The organism is Flavobacterium aestivum (assembly GCF_026870175.2).
GTDB lineage: Bacteria > Bacteroidota > Bacteroidia > Flavobacteriales > Flavobacteriaceae > Flavobacterium > Flavobacterium aestivum.
Genome location: NZ_CP113977.2, coordinates 1,139,069 through 1,165,225, shown reverse-complemented (window position 1 = coordinate 1,165,225; position 26,157 = coordinate 1,139,069). Strand labels below are relative to the sequence as shown.

General features: G+C 34.4%; 25 protein-coding genes. 22 read left to right on the top strand and 3 right to left on the bottom strand.

Annotated features, from left to right (window positions below; all coding sequences use genetic code 11):
- Positions 1–11 precede the first annotated feature (11 nt).
- The 4 genes from OZP08_RS05150 (at position 12) to OZP08_RS05135 (ending at position 6,345) form a co-directional block, all read left to right on the top strand.
- The gene (locus tag OZP08_RS05150) at positions 12–3,476 is read left to right on the top strand and encodes an efflux RND transporter permease subunit (protein ID WP_281323146.1); all 3,465 of its coding nucleotides are present in this window, start codon (positions 12–14) and stop codon (positions 3,474–3,476) included.
- A gap of 150 nt (positions 3,477–3,626) precedes the next feature.
- Positions 3,627–4,163, top strand: a complete 537-nt coding sequence (locus OZP08_RS05145) for an STM3941 family protein (RefSeq protein ID WP_268848611.1) — start codon at positions 3,627–3,629, stop codon at positions 4,161–4,163.
- Between the two features lie 36 nt (positions 4,164–4,199).
- Positions 4,200–4,772 carry a hypothetical protein gene (locus OZP08_RS05140; protein WP_268848610.1) on the top strand — a complete coding sequence of 191 codons (573 nt, stop codon included), beginning with the start codon at positions 4,200–4,202 and terminating at the stop codon, positions 4,770–4,772.
- Between the two features lie 334 nt (positions 4,773–5,106).
- A complete protein-coding gene (locus tag OZP08_RS05135) occupies positions 5,107–6,345 on the top strand; it encodes a TMEM143 family protein (RefSeq protein ID WP_281323145.1) in 1,239 nt (412 codons plus the stop codon).
- Positions 6,346–6,419: 74 nt separating this feature from the next.
- On the opposite strand, the gene OZP08_RS05130 is transcribed toward OZP08_RS05135, so the two are convergent.
- Positions 6,420–6,692: a DUF4242 domain-containing protein gene (locus OZP08_RS05130; RefSeq protein ID WP_268848607.1), complete on the bottom strand. Its 273-nt coding sequence runs from the start codon at positions 6,690–6,692 to the stop codon at positions 6,420–6,422.
- A gap of 439 nt (positions 6,693–7,131) precedes the next feature.
- Positions 7,132–7,476 (bottom strand): toxin-antitoxin system YwqK family antitoxin, encoded by a 345-nt coding sequence (locus tag OZP08_RS05125; protein WP_281323144.1) that lies wholly within the window; start codon positions 7,474–7,476, stop codon positions 7,132–7,134.
- Between the two features lie 547 nt (positions 7,477–8,023).
- Here OZP08_RS05125 and aspS point away from each other — a divergent pair.
- From aspS to OZP08_RS05035, 18 genes are all read left to right on the top strand, one after another.
- Entirely contained in the window at positions 8,024–9,778 is a 1,755-nt protein-coding gene (gene aspS / locus OZP08_RS05120) for an aspartate--tRNA ligase (protein ID WP_281323143.1), read from the top strand.
- Positions 9,779–9,886: 108 nt separating this feature from the next.
- A complete protein-coding gene (locus OZP08_RS05115; RefSeq protein WP_115814005.1) occupies positions 9,887–10,081 on the top strand; it encodes a cold-shock protein in 195 nt (64 codons plus the stop codon).
- Between the two features lie 237 nt (positions 10,082–10,318).
- Positions 10,319–10,684, top strand: coding sequence for an NADH-quinone oxidoreductase subunit A (locus OZP08_RS05110; protein WP_268848605.1), 366 nt, complete (start codon positions 10,319–10,321; stop codon positions 10,682–10,684).
- A 195-nt stretch (positions 10,685–10,879) separates the two neighbouring features.
- A complete protein-coding gene (locus OZP08_RS05105) occupies positions 10,880–11,428 on the top strand; it encodes an NADH-quinone oxidoreductase subunit B (RefSeq protein WP_281323142.1) in 549 nt (182 codons plus the stop codon).
- A 2-nt stretch (positions 11,429–11,430) separates the two neighbouring features.
- Complete coding sequence (locus OZP08_RS05100; protein ID WP_268848603.1) at positions 11,431–11,952, top strand: NADH-quinone oxidoreductase subunit C; 522 nt, start codon at positions 11,431–11,433, stop codon at positions 11,950–11,952.
- Positions 11,953–11,984: 32 nt separating this feature from the next.
- Entirely contained in the window at positions 11,985–13,223 is a 1,239-nt protein-coding gene (locus OZP08_RS05095; protein ID WP_281323141.1) for an NADH-quinone oxidoreductase subunit D, read from the top strand.
- A gap of 3 nt (positions 13,224–13,226) precedes the next feature.
- Positions 13,227–13,757, top strand: coding sequence for a complex I 24 kDa subunit family protein (locus OZP08_RS05090; RefSeq protein ID WP_268848601.1), 531 nt, complete (start codon positions 13,227–13,229; stop codon positions 13,755–13,757).
- Position 13,758: 1 nt separating this feature from the next.
- Entirely contained in the window at positions 13,759–15,126 is a 1,368-nt protein-coding gene (gene nuoF, locus OZP08_RS05085; protein ID WP_268848600.1) for an NADH-quinone oxidoreductase subunit NuoF, read from the top strand.
- Positions 15,127–15,216: 90 nt separating this feature from the next.
- Positions 15,217–16,242 carry an NADH-quinone oxidoreductase subunit G gene (locus tag OZP08_RS05080; RefSeq protein WP_281323140.1) on the top strand — a complete coding sequence of 342 codons (1,026 nt, stop codon included), beginning with the start codon at positions 15,217–15,219 and terminating at the stop codon, positions 16,240–16,242.
- A gap of 3 nt (positions 16,243–16,245) precedes the next feature.
- Complete coding sequence (gene nuoH, locus OZP08_RS05075; protein ID WP_268848599.1) at positions 16,246–17,298, top strand: NADH-quinone oxidoreductase subunit NuoH; 1,053 nt, start codon at positions 16,246–16,248, stop codon at positions 17,296–17,298.
- A gap of 122 nt (positions 17,299–17,420) precedes the next feature.
- Positions 17,421–17,966 carry a NuoI/complex I 23 kDa subunit family protein gene (locus tag OZP08_RS05070; RefSeq protein WP_281323139.1) on the top strand — a complete coding sequence of 182 codons (546 nt, stop codon included), beginning with the start codon at positions 17,421–17,423 and terminating at the stop codon, positions 17,964–17,966.
- Positions 17,966–18,475, top strand: a complete 510-nt coding sequence (locus OZP08_RS05065) for an NADH-quinone oxidoreductase subunit J family protein (protein ID WP_268848597.1) — start codon at positions 17,966–17,968, stop codon at positions 18,473–18,475. Before OZP08_RS05070 ends, OZP08_RS05065 begins: the two co-directional genes overlap by 1 nt.
- Positions 18,475–18,795, top strand: a complete 321-nt coding sequence (nuoK, locus tag OZP08_RS05060; RefSeq protein WP_116763998.1) for an NADH-quinone oxidoreductase subunit NuoK — start codon at positions 18,475–18,477, stop codon at positions 18,793–18,795. Before OZP08_RS05065 ends, nuoK begins: the two co-directional genes overlap by 1 nt.
- A gap of 6 nt (positions 18,796–18,801) precedes the next feature.
- Positions 18,802–20,682 carry an NADH-quinone oxidoreductase subunit L gene (gene nuoL, locus OZP08_RS05055; protein ID WP_268848596.1) on the top strand — a complete coding sequence of 627 codons (1,881 nt, stop codon included), beginning with the start codon at positions 18,802–18,804 and terminating at the stop codon, positions 20,680–20,682.
- Positions 20,683–20,691: 9 nt separating this feature from the next.
- Positions 20,692–22,134 (top strand): complex I subunit 4 family protein, encoded by a 1,443-nt coding sequence (locus OZP08_RS05050; protein WP_268848595.1) that lies wholly within the window; start codon positions 20,692–20,694, stop codon positions 22,132–22,134.
- A gap of 19 nt (positions 22,135–22,153) precedes the next feature.
- Positions 22,154–23,524: an NADH-quinone oxidoreductase subunit N gene (locus tag OZP08_RS05045; RefSeq protein WP_268848594.1), complete on the top strand. Its 1,371-nt coding sequence runs from the start codon at positions 22,154–22,156 to the stop codon at positions 23,522–23,524.
- Positions 23,525–23,722: 198 nt separating this feature from the next.
- Positions 23,723–24,172 (top strand): ArsR/SmtB family transcription factor, encoded by a 450-nt coding sequence (locus OZP08_RS05040; RefSeq protein ID WP_281323138.1) that lies wholly within the window; start codon positions 23,723–23,725, stop codon positions 24,170–24,172.
- A 409-nt stretch (positions 24,173–24,581) separates the two neighbouring features.
- On the top strand, positions 24,582–24,920 hold the full coding sequence (locus OZP08_RS05035; protein WP_268848592.1) for a hypothetical protein: 339 nt from the start codon (positions 24,582–24,584) through the stop codon (positions 24,918–24,920).
- Positions 24,921–25,109: 189 nt separating this feature from the next.
- On the opposite strand, the gene OZP08_RS05030 is transcribed toward OZP08_RS05035, so the two are convergent.
- Positions 25,110–26,150 carry a M43 family zinc metalloprotease gene (locus tag OZP08_RS05030; protein WP_281323137.1) on the bottom strand — a complete coding sequence of 347 codons (1,041 nt, stop codon included), beginning with the start codon at positions 26,148–26,150 and terminating at the stop codon, positions 25,110–25,112.
- Between the last annotated feature and the right edge of the window lie 7 nt (positions 26,151–26,157).

Below are 26,157 nucleotides of genomic sequence, written 5' to 3'. Positions count from 1 at the left end.
TCTTAAATTAAATGGGCCATCAAAATAAAGAATTCGGAATATCAAGCTGGGCTGTCGAAAATCGCGTGACAGTCTATATCCTGACTTTACTGATTGTAATCACGGGACTCATTGCCTATATTACGATGCCACGAGAGGATTTTCCGGAAATTATAGAAAACAAGGTTTACATTTCATCTGTTTTCCCAGGAAACTCAGCTGAGGATGTAGAGAAATTAATTATCAAACCTCTTGAAAAAGAAATCAAGAATATCAGTGGCGTAGATAAAATTACGTCTAGCTCTTTTCAAGATTATGGAATGATCATTGTCGAGTTTGAAGATAAGGTAACCATCTTGGACGCCAAAACCAAAATTAAAGACAAAGTAGATATCGTAAAAGCAGATACAGATTGGCCTAATCTTGACAATGGAAGTAAAGTAGAACCAAGTGTATTTGAATTGAACATTTCAGAAGAAGTGCCAATCTTAAATATCAATCTTCAAGGAAACTACACCACTCAACAACTTAAAAAGTATGGAGAATTACTTCAAGACGATATTGAAGAAATTCCTGAGGTAAAAAAAGTAGACATCTTGGGTGTAGATGATAAAGAAGTAGAAATTGCTGTAGACATTTTTAAAATGACGGCAGCTCAAGTCTCTTTTGACGATATTCAAAATGCGGTCAAATACGAAAACATGACTCTTTCTGGAGGAAATTTAATCTCACAAGGTTCCAGAAACAATATTAGAATCGTAGGTGAAATCAAAGACCCGAAAGAACTGGAAAACATCATCGTAAAACACAATGGGGGAACTGTTTACCTGAAAGACATTGCAGTTGTTAAATTCAAAGAAAAAGAAAAAACCACTTATGCCCGTGAGAAAGGAACCGAAGTTGTGATGTTAAACGTAAAGAAACGTTCCAATCAAAACATGATTTCGGCCATTGAACAGGTAAAAGAAAAAATAGAAGAAGCCAAAGCATCGTATTTGCCATCCAACCTAAAAATTGAATTAACAAACGATCAATCTTCACGTGTTGAGCATCAAGTAGACGAATTATCCAATCATATTATATTTGGTATTGTACTGGTAATGATTGTGTTGATGTTTACTATGGGATTACGAAACTCATTGTTTGTGGGAGCAGCAATTCCGTTATCTATGCTAATGGCGTTTAGTATTCTTTCTGCTTTTGGCTTGACGTTGAATACGATGGTACTTTTCGGATTGGTTATGGGACTGGGGATGTTGGTAGACGACGGTATTGTGGTAGTAGACAACGTTTTTGCCAATATGAAAAAAGGAATGCCAAGAATAGAAGCCTCAAAAATAGGTATTGGCGAAATCGCTTGGCCAGTAATCTCATCAACCGCAACAACTTTGATGGCATTCTTACCTTTTGCCTTATGGCCGGGTACGATGGGTAAATTCATGAAATATTTCCCAATGACTTTGACTGTAACTCTTTCAGCTTCCTTATTTGTTGCTATGGTTGTCAATGCGGCCATGACAGGAGGTTCTATGGATATTGAGGACAAAAACGTAAGCAAAAAATCAGCAAAAATATATTCTATAATTTTTACCATAATTGCCGTAATCTTTGTGTTGCTTGGAAATATCTATGATTCAAAATTAGCAAGAGCCATAGGGCATTTGGCAATAATATCTTTTGTACTGATGTGGCTGTACAAACTGAAGATCTACCAATGGACACAAGATTTTCAACACAGCTTTTTTCCAAGAATGGAAGAAAAATACAAAACCTTTTTGGCAAAAATCTTGACCAAAAGAAATGCTTGGATTGCCCTTCTCGGAATTATCGGAATGTTAATTTTCTCTTTCGTGCTTTTGGGAATATTCCCTAGAAAAGTACTGTTCTTCCCGGACAATATCCCGAATCAGGTAATTGCCTATATAGAATATCCACAAGGAACCGATATTGAAAAAACCAATAAGGCGACTCTATTTGTAGAGAAACAGGTTATAGACGTTTTGAACAAATATGTTGATCCAAAAACCAAGAAAAACTACTTGGCCGAATCCATCGTTTCGCAAGTAGGTGTAGGAGCTGGAAATCCAAACGTGGATGCCGGATCGGCTTCGGAAACACCTTTCAAAGGGAAAGTAACAGTGAATTTCTCTGAATTTAAATTCAGAAGAGGCATTAACACCTCTGACATTCTCGAAGAAATCAGAGGCAAAGTAAAAGGAATCGCTGGAGCTACCGTAACAGTCGAAAAAGACGCCAATGGACCACCAGCCGGTTACCCAATCAGTATTCAGCTGACAGGAATTGACTATGAGGAAATGCTGAAAGAAGCAGACAAGATGATCACTTTTATCAATTCTAAAAACATTCCTGGAATCGAACGATTGAGCGTAGATGTCAACAAGGAAAGTCCGGAACTAGAGGTAAAAGTAGATCGTGTAAGTGCAGGAAGTTTAGGAGTTTCTACAGGACAATTAGGATTCAACTTACGTCGTTCCGTATACGGACAGGAAATCTCAACTTACAAAGAAGGTGATGACGATTACAACATCACTATGCGTATGCAGGATGATCAACGTAAAAACGAAAACATATTGTTTAACCAGTCCTTAACGTTCAGAAACCAGAATAACGGGCAAATGATGCAAGTGCCAATTTCTGCCGTTTCCGAAACAGAAAAAACGACTACCTACAACCAAATCAAAAGGAAAAACCAAAAACGTATCATGACGGTTTATTCCAACGTCTTGACAGGTTATAATGGAGATGAAATTACCAAACAAATTGCAGCAGATTTAAAAGGCTATCAATTACCGAAAACAGTTACCTATTCCTTCTCAGGAGTACAGGAAGAGCAAGGTAAAAACCAAAGCTTCTTGTTCTATGCATTGTTTTTGGCTATGGCAGGAATTACCATCATCATCGTGCTGCAGTTTAATTCGGTTTCCAAGACTATCGTAATCCTGTTTACTGTTCTCTTAAGTTTCAGTGGGGTGTTTTATGGTTACGTAATTGCCAACATGGATTTTGTGATCCTGATGACCATGATGGGAATCATTTCACTCGCGGGTATTGTGGTGAAAAACGGAATCGTATTAATGGACTTCTTTGTATTGTTATTAGACAAAAAAGTAGCCGAAAAACAGGTACAAAGCCATGACGATTTAACTCTGGACGAAATCAAAGAAGTAATCATCGAATCAGGTAAATCAAGGTTACGCCCTGTATTATTGACAGCACTTACCGCAGTATTAGGATTAATCCCACTGGCTATTGGACTGAATTTTGACTTCTTCTCTTTGATAACCGACTTGAATCCGCACATTTTCATGGGAGGAGACAACGTGATTTTCTGGGGACCATTAGCATGGACAATCATCTTCGGATTAACCTATGCCACCGTCCTAACCCTGATTATGGTACCGGTAATGTTCTATCTGGTAAAAAGGACCAAATATTGGTTAAGAGATAGAAGAAAAGCATTAAGTATAGAAGAATAGTTTTTTAAACTTTATAATTAAGACCACCTGAAATTTGATTTTAGGTGGTTTTTTGTTTTTTTGTAGGAATAGAATAAGTATGTTTGAAAAATATAATACGAAACCTACTAAGAAAACCTAAATTAAAAACAGAGAAACAAAAGAAAGTAAATGGAAAAAATAGAAATATATTCAAGTAAGAAAAAATCATTATTATTGTTAATAGCTTCCCTGATTTTTGTTATTGGCGGAATTTATATGTTTGTGAATGCTGAAAACTTAACAGGTTATAGAGCAAAGAGCCCTATTTTTATGAAAGGAATTGGAATTATCTCAGTTCTATTTTTTGGATTCGGAATATATGTATCAATTAAACGATTAATACAAAATCAACTAATGCTTATAATTGACAAAACAGGAGTAAATCTTAGTCCGAAAAAATCATTATCTGAAAGAATAGAATGGAAAAATATTGAAGGGTTTTCCGAAATTAAAATCCAAGGCACAAAAATTGTACTAATTGATGTAAATAATTCAGATTATTGGATTGAAAAAGAAGAAAATATAATTCGAAAAAAATTAATAAAATACAATGTAGATAATTACGGTTCTCCATTTAATTTTTCAGCAAACTCAATGCAAATGAATCATGCTGAACTTATGAAAACATTAAACGAAAACCTGAATAAGCATAAGAACATTACCTAACAGCCATTTTCATAACTAATCATAGATATTACTCTTATGAATTTTTTAAAAATTTTTCCTTTTTTATTAAGCTTATTCTTTTTAACAGGTTGTATCGGGAATATGAGTTCGGGACAAAGTTTTGGTCAAAATTATCCCTATTTTATTACTAAACATCCATTGAAAGTTAAAAAAATATTAGTCCCAACAGGAACAAAACTAATTTATGAAACACACAATTCAAAAGAAGGAGAACAAGATAAAATGATGAGTGAGGAAGAGCTCACAACGATAGAGCTTCCTATAGGTAAAACAATAGATTGGGGTGGCGTTCCGGTAACTTCTATTGACAAATTTTTTAATTCCGAAATGTGTGGATTTTCAGTTTATGCAGACTTTAATCAACTAAGCAATGATAAAAAAACTAAATTTTCTGATCTGTGGCAAAATTGCAATCGTGATTTAGGTATTAAGGTCAAAAACATAAATGATTGGTCTTTTAATAAGAATAACATTTTAGATATTGAGAGTTGTGGCGTAAACTATCAGCGATATTTCAAGGAGAATGCTAAGCAGCAAAAATTTTTAGATAATATGTATTCAGAACTGATGAAAGTCAATCCAAAATAAAAAATAATATTTGTACTGATTGAGAACAGTGCCCTGATAATGAGAATTTATAATCCCGGCAGCTTTCCCAAAAAAATTAAATTCGAAAGACAATCACAAAACAAACCCTCTTTTAAACCAATTTAAAAGAGGGTTATTTTTTTATAATTAAGGTTTTCAAAAAGAATTAACCTTTGGCAGATATTTAACCTTGATTAAAGTAACATTTCCCTATAAAACTTATTATTATTTTTTAAAATCCAGTAAAGAAATAATATTGAACAATAAAAATTTCGGCTTTTGTACTATACCTTTGCGGACTTAAAAAAAATTCTATAAAAGCCCCCAATTCAATATGAAGCGAGAACACTATATCCCATTTGATAAGGAATTCCTGCTCGAAGAACAACTCGCGGAATACGCTGGCGACAAAAAACAAGTCGAAGATTTCAAAAAGCTCTTCGACATTATTGAACATTATTTTCACTACGAAGCCTTTAATCTAATTCGTAATTTAAAACAAAATTATGCCCTATTCGATCCTGATATAAATCCAAAGGAACGAGTGGCTTTTGTTGGCAAAAGTAACTTTTCGGTTTTCAAAGAAACCTTGCTCACCATACTGGATCGTGGCAATTATAGCCAGGTGGAGCAGGAAACTTTGGACAAGGCTTTCGATGATTCGGATTTGATCGGTTTAAAACTGGATATCAACATTGAGGATTATAAAGAATACGGAATATTTGTTCGGGGACAGCATAAAGCAACCGAAAAAGTTAGTAAATTCTTTTTTTGGAAAAAAGAAATAGAAATCGAATACTATGACCGTGTCATGATTTACCTTAATTATCATGATGCCGATTATTATAAAGAAAAGAAAACTCGCTTAGACAAAATGCCGATTGATCCCGGATCTATCGTTTTGAAAATTTTCAAACGCGTTCCTAAAAATGACATAGAAACGATATTTCCGAATGCAATCCCTATGATGTCCAATACCGACAAACTATTATTATGGGTACCGGGGCTTGTGGGTGGTATTTCGTTATTGAGTACCAAAGTAATTCCTGCATTGATTACCATGCAAGCGGCATATCAATCAGGTGAAACAATAGATTTACTAAACAGCAAAGCATCTCTAAATCAAGGTTTAATTGCTCTTGGGATTTTGGGTGCCTACTTATTTCGCCAATACAATAATTTTGTAAACAAGAAAATAAAGTATTCTAAGATGCTTTCAGACAGTCTTTACTTTAAAAATCTTGGGAATAATAGTGGTGCTTTTTATTCTTTGGTAAACTCTTCGGAAGAAGAAGTCCTTAAAGAAACCATTCTGGCCTACTCCTTTTTGAACAGAAGTGAGACTCCATTGACAGAAGAGGAACTTGACCATCAAATTGAATCTTGGTTTAAAACCAAACATAATACCGACCTTGATTTTGATGTGAAAGAGGCTTTATTGAAACTAAAAAATGCTGATCTAGGATCAGAAATCAATGGCAAATGGAGTGTAATCCCTCTAGAACAAGCTCTCATCAGAATCGACGAGATATGGGATGGCGTTTTTGAATACAACCAACTAACTCTAAGTTAGCAACTTATTTTGAGACAAAAAAAAGAGAAAGTCGTTTAGATTTTCTCCTTTTTTTATACTCCAACTTTGTGATGTTACTCAGCAGTAACCGGGTCTATTATTTCAGAAACCAGGCTTATTTTATTAGCTGGAAATCCACCTTGACTGGCATGTTCCTTAATCATTTCTTCATTTGGAGCTATATAAACACAATAAATTTTATCATCAGTCACATAACTGTGTTTCCATTGTATTTCAGGCCCCATTTTTCTTAAAACATCACAAGATGTATTCGAAATCTCTTTTAATTGTTCTTTTGTCAAATTCCCTGCATTAGGAATTTCTCTTTCAATAACATACTTAGGCATACTAATTAGATTAAAAAATTAGAATAAAACAACTTCAAAAAATCTCTTTTGAATCCCACTTTAGCAAATAGTCATAAGAAAAGAAAGAGATTTATAAAAAATGGGGCGGTACACGCAATTGTTTTTTTAGATTCAATAAAACTAAAAAAACACTAAAACAACCAAAATCGGCTGATACAATAACCCGCAACAGCCGATTCCTTCACAGATGCAAACCTTACAGTTTAAAACATTCGTAAATAGATATTTATTCTTCACTTGGTCTCTATTTTGTTTTAAACTCTGCACTGTGTTACCACAATAAAATTACAACAAATCCTCCCGAATTATTCCCCCTTAACAAATTTATAACATCGGAAAAATGGCTATAAAAGGGTCAAAAAACAGAGAAACCCATTCCGTAAATTCGGAATGGGTTTCTCTGTTTTTTTCATAATTATTACTTAGTAGCTAGTGCCTCTTGTCTCCAGTTTTTAACTTTAGTAACCTTGTTATTAGAATAATCAACTTCGCTTAGACCATTTCCTTTCCAGAAGAACCATTTACCAGTTTTTACCCCGTCTACATATTCTCCCGAAGATGTTTTATCTCCTTCTTCATTATAAGAAATCCAAGTACCAACCAATTTTCCATTTTCAAAATAGCCTTCTTGTTGTACTTGCCCATTTTCATAAAAATAAGTGGCTTTAATTTTTTTGCCAAATGGCTCCAAAACAGGCTTTGCATCTTGTGCAAAAACAACCCCTGAGAATAATACCGCTACTAAAATTACAAGCTTTTTCATATCGTTAGTTTTTAATTATTTACATCTTTTTATCAAATTTAGAAACAAATCTTACATTAAAAAAACATTTTGGTAACAATTTCGTAACACAACTAAAAGCTTAACATTGGAAATCAAATAATGATTATTTTACTTACAAAACATCACTTTTTAAAGCTATTTTGAAAGAATGATAGCACTTTTTTTTAATTTGTTAGGAGCAATAACATTCTATATTATCAGAAAGACTCTTCCCGCTATCCACCACAATCTCTTGTTCCGAACCCGGAAGAAGAGGATTTTCACTTCACACAAGCGAAAACATCTGGCATAATATTTTCAACAAACATAAAAATCCTCTGCATTTCTCAGCAAATACTTTGCGCCTTAGCGGCTTTGCGATAAATTTTGCTCACAAAGTCGCTAAGGCGCAAAGACATGAAAGAACAAACTTGAAAAGAACACCATCCCTAATGGAATAAATAATAAATACAATTTGATATAAAATTCATAATTAGTCCTAAATTTGCACTCTCGCTAAAAAAAGCAAAAAACTAAATTTTATATCATGTACAGAAGTCATAATTGCGGCGAATTGAACGCCTCACATATCAATACAGAAGTTACACTTGCCGGTTGGGTTCAGAAATCCAGAGATAAAGGATTTATGAATTGGGTAGATTTACGCGACCGTTATGGAATTACACAATTGATTTTTGACGAAAGTCGTACTGTAAAAGAAGTTTTTGAAGCAGCCAAAACATTGGGTCGCGAATATGTGATTCAAGTAAAAGGAACCGTAATTGAGCGTGAAGCCAAAAACAAAAACATACCAACCGGAGAAATTGAAATTTTGGTTTTGGAACTGAACATTTTAAATTCGGCTTTAACCCCACCGTTTACTATTGAAGATGAAACTGATGGTGGTGAAGACATCCGGATGAAATACCGTTACTTGGATATTAGAAGAAATCCAGTAAAAAACAGTTTGCTTTTCCGTCACAAAGTAGCGATGGAAGTGCGTAAATACCTTTCGGATCTTGATTTTTGCGAAGTAGAAACACCTTATTTAATAAAATCTACTCCAGAAGGTGCAAGAGATTTTGTGGTTCCTTCCCGTATGAACGAAGGACAATTCTATGCTTTGCCACAATCACCTCAAACCTTCAAACAATTATTGATGGTTGGGGGAATGGATAAATATTTCCAAATCGTAAAATGTTTCCGTGACGAAGATTTGCGTGCAGACCGTCAGCCTGAGTTTACACAAATAGATTGCGAAATGGCTTTTGTGGAGCAAGAAGATATTTTGAATGTTTTTGAAGGATTGACACGCCATTTACTAAAAGAATTAAAAGGAATCGAAGTAGATAAATTTCCTCGTATCACTTATGATTATGCGATGAAAACCTATGGAAATGATAAACCGGACATCCGTTTCGGAATGGAATTTGGCGAATTGAACCAATTTGCACAGCACAAAGAATTTCCGGTTTTCAATGCAGCCGAATTGGTTGTTGGGATAGCCGTTCCAGGTGCAGGAAATTACACCCGTAAAGAAATAGATGCCCTAATTGACTGGGTAAAGCGCCCACAAGTAGGAGCCAGCGGAATGGTTTATGTAAAATGCAACGAAGATGGAACGTACAAATCATCAGTTGACAAATTCTACGATCAAGACGATTTAACCAATTGGGCAAAAACCACTGGGGCAAAGCCAGGCGATATGATTTTTGTTCTTTCTGGACCTGCTGATAAAACAAGAGGACAATTAAGTGCCTTACGTATGGAATTAGCCACACGCTTAGGACTAAGAAATCCATCAGAGTTCGCACCTCTATGGGTAATTGATTTCCCATTGCTAGAATTTGATGAAGAAAGCGGTCGTTACCACGCTATGCACCACCCATTTACCTCACCAAAGCCAGAAGACATGCATTTACTTGAAACCAATCCTGGAAAAGTACGCGCTAATGCCTACGACATGGTTTTGAATGGTAATGAAATTGGTGGAGGTTCTATTCGTATTCACGATAAAGCCACTCAACAATTGATGTTTAAATATTTAGGATTTACCGAGGACGAAGCCAAAGCACAATTTGGATTCTTGATGGATGCCTTCCAGTTTGGTGCACCACCACACGGAGGTTTGGCCTTTGGATTAGACAGATTAGTTGCCATTTTAGGAGGGCAAGAAACCATCCGTGATTTTATCGCTTTCCCAAAAAACAACTCAGGAAGAGACGTAATGATTGATGCCCCATCAAATATTGATGAATTACAATTAAAGGAATTACATATTAAATTAAACACAACAATATAAGGGAAATCCTTGAAAATCAATAATTTTACAAAAAAATTATGTAAGAATGATTTTCGTATTGTATTAAAGATTACATTTGTGTTATTATAAATTATTATTACTATTACAATGCGTACAGGTACAGTTAAATTTTTCAATGAATCAAAAGGTTACGGATTCATTACAGACGAAGAAACAGGAAAAGACATTTTTGTTCATGCATCAGGAATCAGCGCGGAAGAATTACGTGAAGGTGACAGAGTTAGCTATGAAGAAGAAGAAGGAAGAAAAGGAAAAGTAGCTGCTAAAGTAGCAGTACTTTAAGCATAAAAATAGTTTACTGTTTTTTTGCACAAACGTCTAAAAAACGTTTCGATATAAATCGAAACGTTTTTTTTTTTGCTTTCACCTCAAAACACACTCTGCACATTCCTTATTTATAATCAATAAAAATTAGAATTTCACCTAGCTGATAATTCAACTTAATTAGATGCAAAACTTGTGTTTTAATAACACGAAAGCTATCTTTGCTCCTTATTCCAAAGCAAAAAATACACAATTATGCAATCAGACCAATTAAATTATATTCCTATTTTAATGCAGTTTATACTCGCTGTAGGATTTGTTGTAAGTATGATTATAATTTCTGGAAAATTAGGACCAAAAAGGTCTTCAGAAACTAAAGATAAAAACTTCGAGTGTGGTATTGAATCAGTTGGAAACGCAAGGATTCCTTTCTCTGTAAAGTATTTCTTAGTAGCCATCCTGTTTGTTCTTTTTGATGTCGAAGTAATATTTCTATACCCTTGGGCCGTGAATTTCAAGGACTTAGGAATGGAAGGAATGATAAAAATGATTATCTTTATGCTATTACTTTTGGTGGGTTTTTTCTATATCATCAAAAAGAAAGCGTTAGAGTGGGAATAAAAAGGGATTTTAGATTTTAAATTTTTAGATTTTAGATTCTATCATACTTATTAAACCATTAAAGATAGATTTCGAAGCTAAAAAACTTAAAACTTATAATCTCTCAAATTAAAAAATTGATTTTGTTTAAAATATTGATTTTGTTTTTACGATTCTCAGGAATCTAAAATCTAAAATCAGCAATCTAAAATTAAAATGAGCGATTCTAAAATAAATATGGTTGCCCCTCCAGAAGGTGTTGTTGGTGAAGGTTTCTTCGCAACAAAACTGGATGACGTAGTAGGTTTGGCTCGCGCCAATTCACTTTGGCCTTTACCGTTTGCCACATCATGTTGCGGTATCGAATTTATGGCAACAATGGCTTCTCATTATGACTTAGCCCGTTTTGGATCTGAAAGAGTAAGTTTTTCTCCTCGTCAGGCGGATATGCTAATGGTTATGGGAACTATCTCTAAAAAAATGGCTCCAATATTACGTCAAGTATACGAACAAATGGCCGAACCACGCTGGGTAATATCAGTTGGTGCTTGTGCTTGTTCTGGCGGAATATTTGACACTTACTCAGTACTTCAAGGTATAGACAAAGTAATTCCAGTTGATGTTTATGTTCCAGGATGTCCTCCAAGACCAGAACAAATTGTAGACGGCGTAATGAAACTACAGGAATTGGTAAAAAATGAATCTGTAAGAAGAAGAAGCTCCCCAGAATATCAAGAATTATTAGCCTCTTATAATATCAAATAAAAATGGCTTTAGAGACAATAGAAATTCAAGAAAAATTAACTGAAACATTTGGCGAGAATGTTTTTCACTTCAATCAAGATAAAGACATTTTCTCATTTGAAGTAGCTTCAGACAAAATTACGGCAGTTATTCTTTTCTTAAAAAACGATCCCACTTTACGTTTTCATTTTTTGACCGATTTGTGCGGTATTCATTATCCAGATAATGAAGAAAACAGACAATTTGCAGTAGTTTACCACATGCATAATTGGTATGAAAACAAACGCATCAGAATCAAAACTTTTATAAAGGGATCAAATCCAGAAATAAAATCAGTTTCAAATATTTTCTTGTGCGCCAATTGGATGGAGAGAGAGACTTATGACTTCTTCGGAATTAATTTCATAGGTCATCCTCAATTGAAACGTATTTTGAATATGGATGAAATGATTTCTTTTCCAATGCGAAAAGAATTCCCAATGGAAGACAGCGGAAGAACAGACAAAGACGACAGGTATTTTGGAAGAACACCTTCAAATTGCTAAAAAAACTATATATAATTTTTCACATTAAATAAATGTCAGAACTATTATTACCACCGGAGCATCGCTATGCTAAAATAATTCAGGAAAAACACAATGAAGACGGAAGCGAGCTTTCAATTCTGAATTTAGGCCCAACACATCCCGCTACGCACGGTATTTTCCAAAACATCTTGTTGATGGATGGTGAAAAAATTCTTGAGGCAGAACCAACTATTGGTTACATTCACAGAGCTTTCGAGAAAATTGCCGAAAACCGTCCTTTTTACCAAATCACACCTCTTACTGATAGAATGAACTATTGTTCCTCTCCTATTAATAACATGGGATGGTGGATGACATTAGAAAAATTACTAGGTATTGAAGTTCCTAAAAGAGCTCAATATCTAAGAGTCATCGTAATGGAATTGGCTAGAATTACCGACCACTTAATCTGTAATTCAATCCTTGGTGTAGACACTGGAGCTTATACTGGTTTCCTTTATGTTTTTCAATTTAGAGAGAAAGTTTACGAAATCTACGAAGAGATTTGTGGTGCCCGTTTAACAACAAATATGGGAAGACTTGGTGGTTTCGAAAGAGATTGGTCACCAGAAGCTTTCCGAAAATTAGATGTGTTTTTAAGAGATTTCCCAGTTGCTTGGAAAGAATTTGAAAACTTATTTGAAAGAAACAGAATTTTCATTGACAGAACCGTTAATGTAGGTGCAATTTCTGCCGAAAAAGCAATGGCCTACGGATTTACAGGACCAAACCTTCGTGCAGCAGGTATTGATTATGACGTACGTGTTGCTCACCCATACAGTTCTTACGAAGATTTTGATTTTGTAGTTCCAGTAGGAAAATCAGGAGACACTTACGATCGTTTTTGCGTTCGTAATGCCGAAGTTTGGGAAAGTTTGAGCATTATCAAGCAAGCCTTGGCAAAAATGCCGGAAGGAAATGAATACCATGCTGACGTACCTGAATACTATCTTCCTCCAAAAGAAGATGTATACACCACGATGGAATCTTTAATCTATCACTTTAAAATTGTAATGGGAGAAGTTCCTGTTCCAGTTGCCGAAATATATCATGCGGTTGAAGGTGGAAACGGTGAATTAGGTTTTTATTTAACAACCGATGGAAGTCGTACTCCTTATAGATTGCATTTTAGAAGACCTTGCTTTATTTACTATCAGGCATATCCAGATATGATCAAGGGATCTATGTTATCGGATGCAATTGTTATTTTATCAAGTTTAAATGTTATTGCTGGAGAATTAGACGCATAAATTATGGTACACACACGTTACAAACAAGAAATAAATATGACAGAAACATTGATGAATCGCATCAATGAATTGATTAGTCATTATCCAGAAGATAAAAGAAAATCAGCGTTACTTCCCGTTTTACATGAAGTTCAAGATGCTCACGACAATTGGTTGAGCATTGACTTAATGGATAAAGTTGCCGAAATTTTACAAATCAAACCTGTAGAAGTTTATGAAGTGGTATCGTTTTACACGATGTACAATCAAAGACCTATTGGAAAATATATGTTTGAATTTTGTCAAACTTCACCTTGTTGTCTAAACGGTGTAGAAGATTTAATGGATTACACTTGCGATAAATTAGGTGTAAAAGTTGGAGAACCTACTGCTGACGGGTTATTTGAGGTTAGAGGTGTTGAATGTTTGGGTGCTTGCGGTTATGCTCCAATGATGCAGTTGGGTGATTTTTACAAAGAGCACTTAACCAAAGAAAAAATTGACCAGCTGATTACCGATTGTAAAGACGATAAAATAATATTACACGATAAATAATATGTCACAAAAAATATTATTAGACAAAATAAATATTCCAGGGATTAAAACTTATGAAGTGTATCGCCAAAACGGTGGTTATGCATCTGTAGAAAAAGCCTTGAAAACATTAACTCCGGACGAGGTCGTAGAAGAGGTTAAAACTTCTGGTTTACGCGGTCGTGGTGGAGCAGGATTTCCAGCTGGAATGAAATGGAGTTTTATTGATAAAAAATCAGGAAAACCAAGACATTTAGTTTGCAACGCTGATGAATCTGAGCCAGGAACTTTCAAAGATCGTTACTTGATGGAATTTATTCCTCACTTATTGATCGAAGGTATGATTACTTCCAGTTATGCATTGGGTGCCAACCGTTCGTATATCTACATTCGTGGAGAATACATGTGGGTATTTAAAATATTAGAAAGAGCCATTGCTGAAGCTAAAGCAGCTGGTTTCTTAGGAAAAAATATATTAGGATCGGGGTTTGATTTAGAACTACATGTTCATTGTGGTGCCGGAGCTTACATCTGTGGTGAAGAAACTGCTCTAATCGAATCATTGGAAGGGAAAAGAGGTAATCCTCGTATTAAACCACCTTTTCCAGCCGTATCAGGACTTTGGGCTAATCCAACAGTTGTAAATAACGTTGAGACTATTGCCGCAGTGCCATGGATTGTAAACAACTCTGGTGCTGACTATGCCAAAATAGGAATTGGAAGATCTACAGGAACTAAATTAATTTCGGCTTCAGGACATATTAAAAATCCTGGTGTTTATGAAATTGAATTAGGACTAAGTGTTTATGAATTCATGAACTCTGATGAATATCTAGGAGGAATGAGCTCTGACAGACCATTAAAAGCTTTTATACCTGGAGGAAGTTCTGTTCCGGTTTTACCAGCACATTTAATCTACAAAACTGCAGCAGGTGAAGACCGTTTAATGTCTTACGAATCCTTAAGCGATGGTGGTTTTACTACTGGATCTATGTTAGGTTCCGGAGGATTTATCGTTTATAATGACACTTCATGTATTGTTCGTAATACTTGGAATTTCTCTCGTTTCTACCACCATGAAAGTTGTGGTCAATGTACTCCATGTCGTGAAGGTACGGGTTGGATGGAAAAAGTACTACACCGTATAGAAAATGGTCACGGACGTGAAGAAGACATTGAGCTACTTTTGAGTATTCAGAGTAAAATAGAAGGAAATACCATTTGCCCTCTTGGTGATGCAGCAGCTTGGCCTGTAGCCGCAGCAATTCGTCATTTTAGAGAGGAATTTGAATATCATATCCGTTTCCCGGAAAAAATTAAAAATAGAGACCATTTTGTTGCTGAGCCTTTCGAAAAAGTAAAGCATTTAGTTTCTAAAGTAATAGTATAGTCAAAAGTTAAAAAGTTAAAAAGTCACAAAGTTATAAAGCCAAAGACATATTCTTTCGACTTTCGACTTTCGACATTAAGGCCTAAATAAATGAAAGTAACCATAGACGGTCAAGAAATTGAAGTAGAAGCAGGAACAACCATCTTGCAGGCTGCTCGTATGATTGGTGGAGAAGTTGTTCCGCCAGCGATGTGCTATTATTCTAAACTAAAAGGTAGCGGTGGAAAATGCCGTTGTTGTTTAGTTGACGTAACCAAAGGTAGTGATGCCGACCCAAGACCTATGCCAAAATTAATGGCATCTTGTGTAACTGGTTGTCAAGACGGAATGGAAATCGCCAGTAAAGCATCTCCAAGAGTACAAGAAGCCAGAAAAGCAGTAACTGAATTTTTGTTAATCAACCACCCACTTGATTGCCCTATTTGTGATCAGGCTGGTGAATGTGACTTACAAAACTTAAGCTTTGAACACGGTAAATCTGCCACTCGCTTTATAGAAGAAAAAAGAACTTTTGAACCTGAGGATATAGGTCCGAATATTCAATTGCACATGAATCGTTGTATTTTATGTCAAAGATGTGTACAAGTTGCAGATCAATTGACAGACAATAGAGTTCATGGAGTTATGGATCGTGGTGATCACGCTAACATTTCGACTTGTATTTCTAAAGCGATTGACAATGAATTTTCCGGAAACATGATTGATGTATGTCCAGTTGGTGCATTAACTGATAAAACTTTCCGATTCAAATCAAGAGTTTGGTTTAACAAACCGTATAATGCTCACAGAGATTGCGACAAATGTTGTGGTAAAACAACCGTTTGGATGTTTGGTAACGAAATACAACGTGTTACGGGTCGTAAAGATGAATACCATGAAGTAGAAGAATTCATCTGTAACGGATGTCGTTTTGACCATAAAGAAGTTTCTGACTGGGTTATTGAAGGGCCAAGAGAATTCGAAAAAGATTCGGTTATCAATCAAAATAACTATACTCAAAAGTTAGAAAAAGTAGAAATCGCTACTGAGAAAAATATTCTTTTGGGTAGAGATCAAGACAGAAAAAAAATCAGTATGGCAAGTAATCCATTAGATACTAACAACAAAAATTCTTAAGAAATGGAAAGTGCATTTATTATAGAAAAAAGCGTTGTTATCGTAATTGTTTTTGCTGTTACTATGTTGATGGCAATGTATTCTACTTGGGCAGAACGTAAAGTGGCTGCTTGGTTGCAAGATAGGATTGGTCCTAATAGAGCTGGACCATGGGGTTTATTACAACCTCTTGCCGATGGTTTAAAATTATTTTCAAAAGAAGAATTTTTCCCAAATACCCCTAATAAATTTTTATTTGTTGTAGGACCTGCTATTGCCATGAGTACTGCTTTGATGACCAGTGCAGTTATTCCTTGGGGAGACAAATTACATTTATTTGGCAGAGATATTATTTTACAGGCTACAGATATTGATGTTGCCTTATTATATGTTTTTGGAGTTATTTCTCTTGGTGTATACGGAATCATGATTGGTGGATGGGCATCTAACAATAAATTCTCTTTATTGGGTGCCATTAGAGCTGCCTCTCAGATGGTTTCTTATGAAGTTGCCATGGGATTATCTGTAATCGCATTATTAATGATGACTGGTACTTTGAGCTTAAAAGAAATATCAGAGCAACAAGCAGGGATGAATTGGAATGTTTTTTACCAGCCTTTATCCTTTTTAATCTTTTTGATTTGTGCTTTTGCAGAAACAAACAGAACTCCTTTTGACTTAGCAGAATGTGAATCTGAATTAATTGGAGGATACCATACGGAATATTCATCTATGAAAATGGGATTCTATCTATTCGCTGAATATGCGAATATGTTTGTTTCTTCTACCATTTTGGCTGTTTTATTCTTTGGAGGATATAATTATCCAGGAATGCAATGGGCAGTTGAAAACTGGGGTGTAAATACTGCCAATGTAATTGGAATGATAGTTTTGTTTGCAAAATTATGTGGTTTCATTTTCTTATACATGTGGGTTCGTTGGACTATTCCGAGATTCAGATACGATCAATTGATGCATTTGGGTTGGAGAATATTAATTCCGCTATCTATCATTAATATTATGATTACCGGAGTTGTACTTTTGAGAAGTGAAATAGCAGCTTATTTAGGATTTTAAAACACAAATCCCAATAGTTAACGGGACTAGCCCTGATAGAAGTGGAAATCCTTTTATGTTTTCCTTTAAAACATAAAAGATTGCAACGAATAGCAGGATTAGCTACAAATAAAAAATAAAAAATGTCAATAGAAACTATATCCTTATCGGGAAGAAAAAAAGTGGTCTCCAATAAAGAGATGACTTTTTTGGAACGCTTGTATCTTGTAGCAATTTTCAAAGGCTTGATGATTACATTGAAGCATTTGTTTAGAAAAAAAGTTACCGTTCAATACCCAGAACAAGTACGTGAAATGAGTCCGGTTTATCGTGGTAGACATATGTTGAAACGCGATGAGCAAGGTAGAGAAAACTGTACTGCCTGTGGTCTTTGTGCATTGTCATGCCCTGCAGAAGCGATTACAATGAAAGCGGGTGAGCGTAAAGCTGACGAAATGCATTTGTACAGAGAAGAAAAATATGCCGAAATATATGAAATCAATATGTTGCGTTGTATTTTTTGTGGATTGTGTGAAGAGGCTTGTCCGAAAGATGCAATTTACTTGACGATTTCTAAAGAATTAGTTCCTTCTCAATATGACAGAGAAGATTTTATTTTCGGAAAAGACAAACTAGTTATGCCATTGGAAATGGCTATGAAAAATGCTCAACTTAAAAACGCTAACTAATGTCAACAGTAATTATTATATTTTGCGTATTGGCAGCTATCACTTTATCTACTGCCTTTTTAACTATTTTTAGCAGAAACCCAATACATAGCGCTATTTACTTAGTGATTTGTTTTTTCTCAATAGCTGGACATTATTTATTGCTAAACTCTCAATTTTTGGCCATTGTACACGTAATTGTCTATTCTGGTGCTATCATGATTTTATTCCTATTTACAATCATGTTGATGAATCTCAACGAAAAAGATGAAGTACACAAACCTAGATTTACCAGATTGGGGGCAATTGTTTCTTTCTGTTTGGTTTGTTTAGTTTTAATCAAAATCTTTATTGATTCTAAACCTATTGTAGAATATGATTATACTGGCGAAGACTACCAATCAATTAAAGTTTTGGGTAAAGTATTATTGAACGAATATATGGTTCCTTTTGAATTTGCTTCTATCCTACTTTTGGTTGCCATGATTGGTGCGGTATTATTGTCTAAAAAAGAAAAACTAGAAAAATAATGAACAATATTTTAACTCAGATTGGTATAGAGAACTATATCTTCCTAAGCGTAACGCTTTTTTGTATCGGTATTTTTGGAGTTTTGTACAGAAGGAATGCCATTATTGTTTTCATGTCTATTGAAATCATGCTGAATGCCGTAAACTTATTATTTGTTGCATTCTCTACTTACCATCAGGATGCACAAGGGCAAGTATTCGTATTCTTCTCGATGGCCGTTGCTGCTGCTGAAGTTGCCGTAGGATTGGCAATATTAGTATCGATATTTAGAAACATCGGATCAATTAGTATCGATAATTTAAAAAACTTAAAAGGATAAATGGCAATGGATACCAATTTAGCTTTAGTCTTAGTATTAGCTCCTTTTTTAGGATTTTTAATCAATGTTTTTTTTGGAAAAACTTTAGGAAAGTCTCTTTCTGGAATTATAGGAACACTATCTGTAGTAGTTTCATTTATTGTTACGGTTTGCTTTTTTATGCAAATCAATCAAAGCAAACAACCTATCAATATTGTTTTATTTGATTGGATACAAATTAGCAATTTCAAAGTAAACTTTGGATTCTTATTAGATCAATTGTCTGTTTTATGGTTAATGTTTGTAACTGGTATTGGATCTTTGATTCATTTATACTCGATTAGCTACATGCATGATGATGAGAAAATGCATTCTTTCTTTGCTTACTTAAACCTTTTTATCTTCTTTATGATCACACTTGTAGTTGGAAACAACTTATTGGTAATGTTCATTGGTTGGGAAGGTGTTGGTCTTTGTTCTTACTTATTAATTGGGTTTTGGTATAAAAACCAAGATTATAATGATGCTGCAAAAAAAGCATTCATTATGAACAGAATTGGAGATTTAGGTTTATTAATTGGAATTTTTATTTTAGGTAACTTATTCTCAACTTTGGATTTTGCGACTTTGAAAACAGCAATCGCAGGAGCTAAAAATCTTGACACTCTTTGGTTAAGCATAGCTGCTTTGTCATTGTTCATTGGAGCTTGTGGAAAATCTGCTCAAATTCCTTTATACACATGGTTGCCTGATGCGATGGCTGGTCCTACACCAGTTTCAGCTCTGATCCACGCTGCTACGATGGTAACAGCTGGTATTTTTATGGTAACCCGATTAAACTTTATATTCGATTTAACTCCATACGTTCAAAACATAATAGCTGTAATTGGTGCTATAACTGCATTAGTAGCTGCTACAATAGGATTGGTTCAAAACGATATCAAAAAAGTATTGGCCTACTCTACTGTTTCTCAATTGGGATTAATGTTCTTGGCTTTAGGATTTGGCGCTTATGAGGTAGCTGTTTTTCACGTAATCACACACGCTTTCTTCAAAGCTTGTTTATTCTTAGGATCTGGATCTGTAATTCACGGTTTACATGGAGAACAAGATATGCGTAAAATGGGTGGTTTGAAAAAAGCAATGCCAATTACGTTCTGGACCATGCTTATTGCTTCACTTGCTATTTCTGGAGTTCCATTGTTTTCAGGATTTTTCTCAAAAGATGAAATTTTGATGGTTGCTTTCCACCATAACATTCCACTTTGGGTTGTAGCTTCTGTAGCTTCAATAATGACTGCTTTCTATATGTTTAGATTGATGTTCTTAACATTCTTTAGTGATTTTAGAGGAACTGAGGAACAAAAACATCATTTACATGAAAGTCCATCATTGATCACTTTCCCTTTGATAGTTTTGGCAATTTTAGCAACTGTTGGAGGCGCAATTAGTTTACCAGGTAATAGTTGGTTGAATGAGTATTTAGCCCCTCTTTTCACGAAAGTGGAAGCTGAACACCATTTAGGAGCAACTGAATATACATTAATGGCGATTGCCGTGATTGGTGGATTAGTGGGAATAGCAATTGCATACGCTAAATATATTAAACAAAACACTGTACCGAGTGAAGATGCTCAAATAACAGGATTTTCAAAAGTACTTTACAACAAATACTATGTTGATGAATTGTATGATTCTATTTTTGTTTCTTCTGTAAATGTTTTATCAAGATTCTTTAGAGACTATGTAGAAACAGGAATTTCGTCCCTAGTTTTTGGATTAGGAAAAGTAACCAATGAATTAAGTTTTCAAGGTAAAAAATTGCAGAATGGAAGTGTTGGACTATACCTATTTGCTTTTGTTTTAGGCATGTGTGCCATTGTTTCTTATTTATTTCTAGCTCAATAATTTTATACTATGAATGTATCTCTCATATTAATCATCCTTTTAGTTGGCGCATTTGCAACCTATTTAGCTGGTGATAAACTCGCTTCAAAAGTGGCGTTGTTTTTCGGGTTAGCCTCATTCGGTTGCTCAATTGTATTGTTGAATCATTTTAATTTGGGTGAAAACATTAGTTTTATCAACCGATGGATTACACAACCTAATATTTCATTTGCATTAAAAGCAGATGGTTTATCTATAGCAATGCTTTTATTGACAACAGCATTGACTGCCATAATTATATTTTCTTCTTTTGGGAATGACCATAAAAATTCAAAAGCATTTTATGCCTTGATTTTGTTTATGTCTTTTGCTATGGTAGGAACATTTTTAGCAAGTGATGGTCTTTTATACTACATCTTCTGGGAATTATCATTAATCCCTATTTATTTCATTGCCTTGATTTGGGGTAATGGTGATGCTGAAGAACGTAAAAAAGCAGTAGTTAAATTCTTTATCTATACCCTTGCCGGTTCTTTATTCATGCTTATTGCATTTGTTTATTTATACCTAAAAGCTGGAAGTTTCTTAATTGAAGATTTATACAAATTAAACTTAACTATAGCGGAACAAAAATGGATTTTTACAGCTTTCTTTTTAGCTTATGCCATTAAGATTCCATTAATTCCTTTTCACACATGGCAAGCAAATGTATACCAAAAAGCTCCAACTGTTGGAACCATGCTTTTGTCTGGTATTATGCTAAAGATGGGATTGTATAGCGTTATCCGTTGGCAATTACCTCTTACACCATTAGCTGCTAAAGATTACATGTTCGTATTCATCGGGATAGGTATTGCTGGTGTTATTTATGGTTCTATAGTAGCTTTGAGACAAAGAGACTTGAAAAAACTATTAGCTTATTCTTCTCTTGCTCACGTTGGATTAATTGCTGCAGGAACATATACTCTAACTCTTGATGGTTTTAGAGGAGCTGTTTTACAAATGATTGCTCACGGATTTGTAGTAGTCGGTTTGTTCTTTGCTGCTGAAATCATTTTTAGAAGATACGAAACCAGACTTATTGCTGAGATGGGTGGAATTCGCTCACAATCACCAAAATTTACTTCTATGTTTTTAATTTTGGTATTGGCTTCTGTAGCTTTACCAACTACTTTTAACTTTGTTGGAGAATTTACGGTTCTATATAGCCTTTCACAAATTAATATTTGGTTAGCTATTTTAGGTGGTACCACTATTATTTTAGGAGCTTATTACATGCTAAAAATGTTTCAACATGTAATGCTTGGAGAAACCAATTCTAAACTATTTGCCGATGTTACTTTCTCTGAAGGTTTGACAATGGTAATAATCATTGGTGTTTTATTCTTCTTTGGTATGTATCCTAAACCAATCAATGATTTGATTACACCAAGTCTTGAAACTATTTTAAACACTATTAATAAATACAATTAAGTAAAAAAGCATAATATAAATGACAACATTAATAGCTATAATAGGATTAGGTGTTTTATGCCTTATATTTGAAATTTTTGATTTCAGAAAAGCAATTATTCCAATAACAATTATTGGTTTATTGGCCATTTTAGGTCTTACGGTTTCTGAATTTAATACTACTGGGAATTACTATAACAATATGCTTATAGTAAACAAATTTTCAGTATCATTCTCTTCTTTATTCATTGTACTTACCATATTCTTGGTAGCTTTGAGCCATAATTTCTACGAAAACCATAAATCTAAACTTTCTGATTATGTTGCCATAAAAGTATTCCTTTTATCTGGAGCAGTTGCAATGGTTACTTTTGGAAACCTGGCTATGTTCTTTTTAGGAATCGAAATATTATCTATTTCTCTTTATGTTCTTGCTGCAAGTAGCCGAATGAATGTGAAAAGTAACGAAGCGGGAATGAAATATTTCTTGATGGGATCATTTGCATCTGGAATCATACTTTTTGGTATTTGTTTAATTTATGGTGCTATGGGATCGTTTGACATAGTAGAAATTAGCGAAATGTCACAATCTGCTGAATTACCAATTTGGTTCCCAATTGGAATCGTATTAGTAACAATCGGAATGTTATTTAAAATAGCTGCTGTTCCTTTCCATTTTTGGGCACCAGATGTTTACGAAGGTTCTCCAGCCTTGACAACTGCTTTAATGAGTACTTTGGCAAAAGTTGTTGCCATTGCCACTTTATATAAATTATTGACTGCTTTACATGCTGATATTAATTATTCATTCCAAATAGTTGTAGTCATTGTTTCAATTGCATCTATGACTGTTGGTAATATTATGGCATTAAGACAAGCAAACGTTAAACGTATGTTGGCTTTTTCAGGAATCTCACATGCTGGATTTATGTTGATGACGTTACTTAGTTTATCAACTTCTGCAGGAAACTTGTTGTATTATACCTCAGCTTATTCATTAGCTGGTATTGCTGCTTTTAGTGTAATCTTATACGTTTGCAAAAATAGAGAAAACGAAGATATTGTTAACTTCCATGGATTAGGAAAAACAAATCCATTATTAGCTGCTATACTAACTGGTTCTTTACTTTCTATGGCGGGTATCCCAATTTTTGCAGGTTTCTTTGCTAAATTAGTTTTGTTTAGTCAAACGATTCAATCAGGTTACTTAATAGTGGTTATATTCGCTGTTATTAACTCAATTATAAGTGTTGGTTACTACTTTAAATTGATTTTGGCTATGTACACTAAAGAGCCAAATGAAGTACGTAAAGGAAAACCTTTCTTAATCTATGCTGTGGCAATTATCGCTATTATTTTTAATGTAGTTTTGGGAATGTTCCCTTCATTGGTACTGGATTTACTAGCATAAAGATAACTTCATCTAAAAAAGCCCCACTAATTTCAATACTATTGAAGTTGGTGGGGCTTTTTGATTGAATAAAAATAAAAAATAGTAACCTCAATGGTGCGATAATCACAATAACTAAAGAGCTAATAAATAGCATCAATAATTATCCTGTATTAAAGTATTATCGTTAAATTGCGATTAGTTAAATGATCTATTCTAATGGGGACTACTAAAAAGAAAGAGTTTAAGGATGACGTTAATGATTTAGCAATTCTTTTTAAAGCTTTGGGGCATCCAGCACGTATGCAAATTATGAATACGCTACTCATAAAGGATAATTGCACTTGTGGAGAAATTGTATCAGCTTTGCCATTGGCGCAATCTACCGTGTCCAAACATTTGCTGGAATTAAAAAAGGCTAATCTACTACAGGTTACTAATTCCGGAAAAAAAACAATTTATTCCATAGAATTAGACCAGTTACGTGGTATGAAACACTTTTTAAAAAGTTACATCTCCGATGTCGATAAAAAAAGAGCTCAGATAAAACCACAAATAGCATTTTTAAACGAAGTAGCCTCAAATCCAAATAGACGAACCAGGAAATCAAACTTAAAAAAATTCAATTATTTATTTCCTGCCAAGAAAAAAAACAAAAACCCTGATTAAAATAATATCTCAAAATAAAAACCAAAAAAGACTTTTACAAAGCTCAGAATAAACCCATTTTTTATACTCCTCTATCTATATTAGAAATTATTGAACACCCGTTACTGTAAAGTTTAATAATTACCAAATCGTTTGTACTACTGTATTTAGAAAAAATCAATCTAGTTTAGCAAATCTTCAAATTCTTGGAAAAATATTGATACGAATTCAAGATCAATATCATCATAAATGTATATTCTATTAATACGAGACGAGTATTTTTACGCTATAGAAAATCGGGTAGATTCACTCATAAAAATTTCGATTACCCCTATTAACTTTGTTAAGTATTTCGATAAATAAATACAAAAATGGAGCAATCTGAAAATCCAAACAATAAAAAGAGTAAGAGAAATTAATTCGTATAACTATGGCAACAGCAACATTTCAATGGACAATAGAACCATATGAAGCACAAGGAAATCTTTGGATAAAATGGAGTACTAATGCTCCTTTTAGAGCACAACAAGGACAAATTCATGTTTATGAAACTAGTTACTTCCCTTCAAATCCACAGGACAAAACAAAAAAATGGTCTTGGGACGATCAAAACAATCATAACTGGAACACTGGTTTACCATGGGGGACAAACTGGTATTGTGCCTATATTGCAGAAAAACCTTCAAACGGTCCATATGCATATGTAGTACAAACAATAACTACTAAAGCAATGGGTCCAGATATTGCAAGAGTTGTAGAAGCCATATAAGTAAATGGTCTTTAAAGAAAAAGCAGAGATGATTACAGTGACTAAATAACGAATTATTTGTGCTTTTCAAGAACCAAATCTACATTAATATCGAAAGCTAGAAATTCAAAAAAACTGCTTTATAAAAAGTCTACCCCAAAATTTTGAGGTAGACTTTTTATTATATACTATTCTAACTTATTTTAAAAATTACTGAACTCCAGTCGCAGTAAGGTTTGATGGTTGCCAAATGGTTTGTCTTGCGACGTGTTGCATTGCTGCATCCATACGGCTAACTTGACCAACAGTAAACATTTTATAGCAACCTCCTGCACCTGCATACCCCATGTAATTTTCAACATTCACACGTTTTGCCGCACAATTGGTTTGAGTACTGCAATTATCGCTACTGGTAGCCTGTGGCGTATCACAAACCTTGTCTCCTGTTGTTGCGCACAAATTTTCATTAGCAATTGAACACCCATCTTGGAAAGAATGGATCAAATTTAGCCAATGCCCAAACTCGTGAGAAAGAGTAGATGCAAATTCTGTATCTGTATTTCCATATAAATATCTTCCGTTATAAACTATACGGGCAATTTTACTATCTGACATTGCTTTATCTGGATACCAAGCAACTCCAGAATTATTAAGTTTATTATCTCCATACAAGTCGAGTTGGATATAAACGTTGCAATACTTATAATTATCCCATGCATCAGCTTTAATAGCCTTGATAGCATTTGCTTTTGTACTTCCGAAACCTTCAGCATAAGGATGATATACAATTCCGGTAGTAGGATTCCCATTAGGGTCTTTTTGGGCTAATTTGAAAGTAACATTAAATGTAGAGCGGATTGCCAAAAAGAACGGATCTACAGAGTTATAATCCGGATTTAGCCCATGAAAATCATCATTTACTTTTTGCAAAGCTGTTATAATAGTCTGATCGTTTACCGTTGCTCCTGCAAAATCAGTCCCATAAACATGAAAGACAACTGGTATCACATAACTGGCTGCAAGAGCCTTACTCGTAGAGAGTCTATTGACACGATTTTGGGTAAAAATATCAAAACTCTGCATCTGTGCCAGAGCCGAAGGATTTTCAGAATAATATTTTGCCATCATTTCATCAGACAAACATTTTCCGCTAGGTTGGTCATTTACAGCTTCAATATTGGAACCATTCTTATCTTGTTCACAGCTTAAAGCCATTAGTGCAATGAGAGAATAAAAGAGGATTTTTTTCATTTTTTTG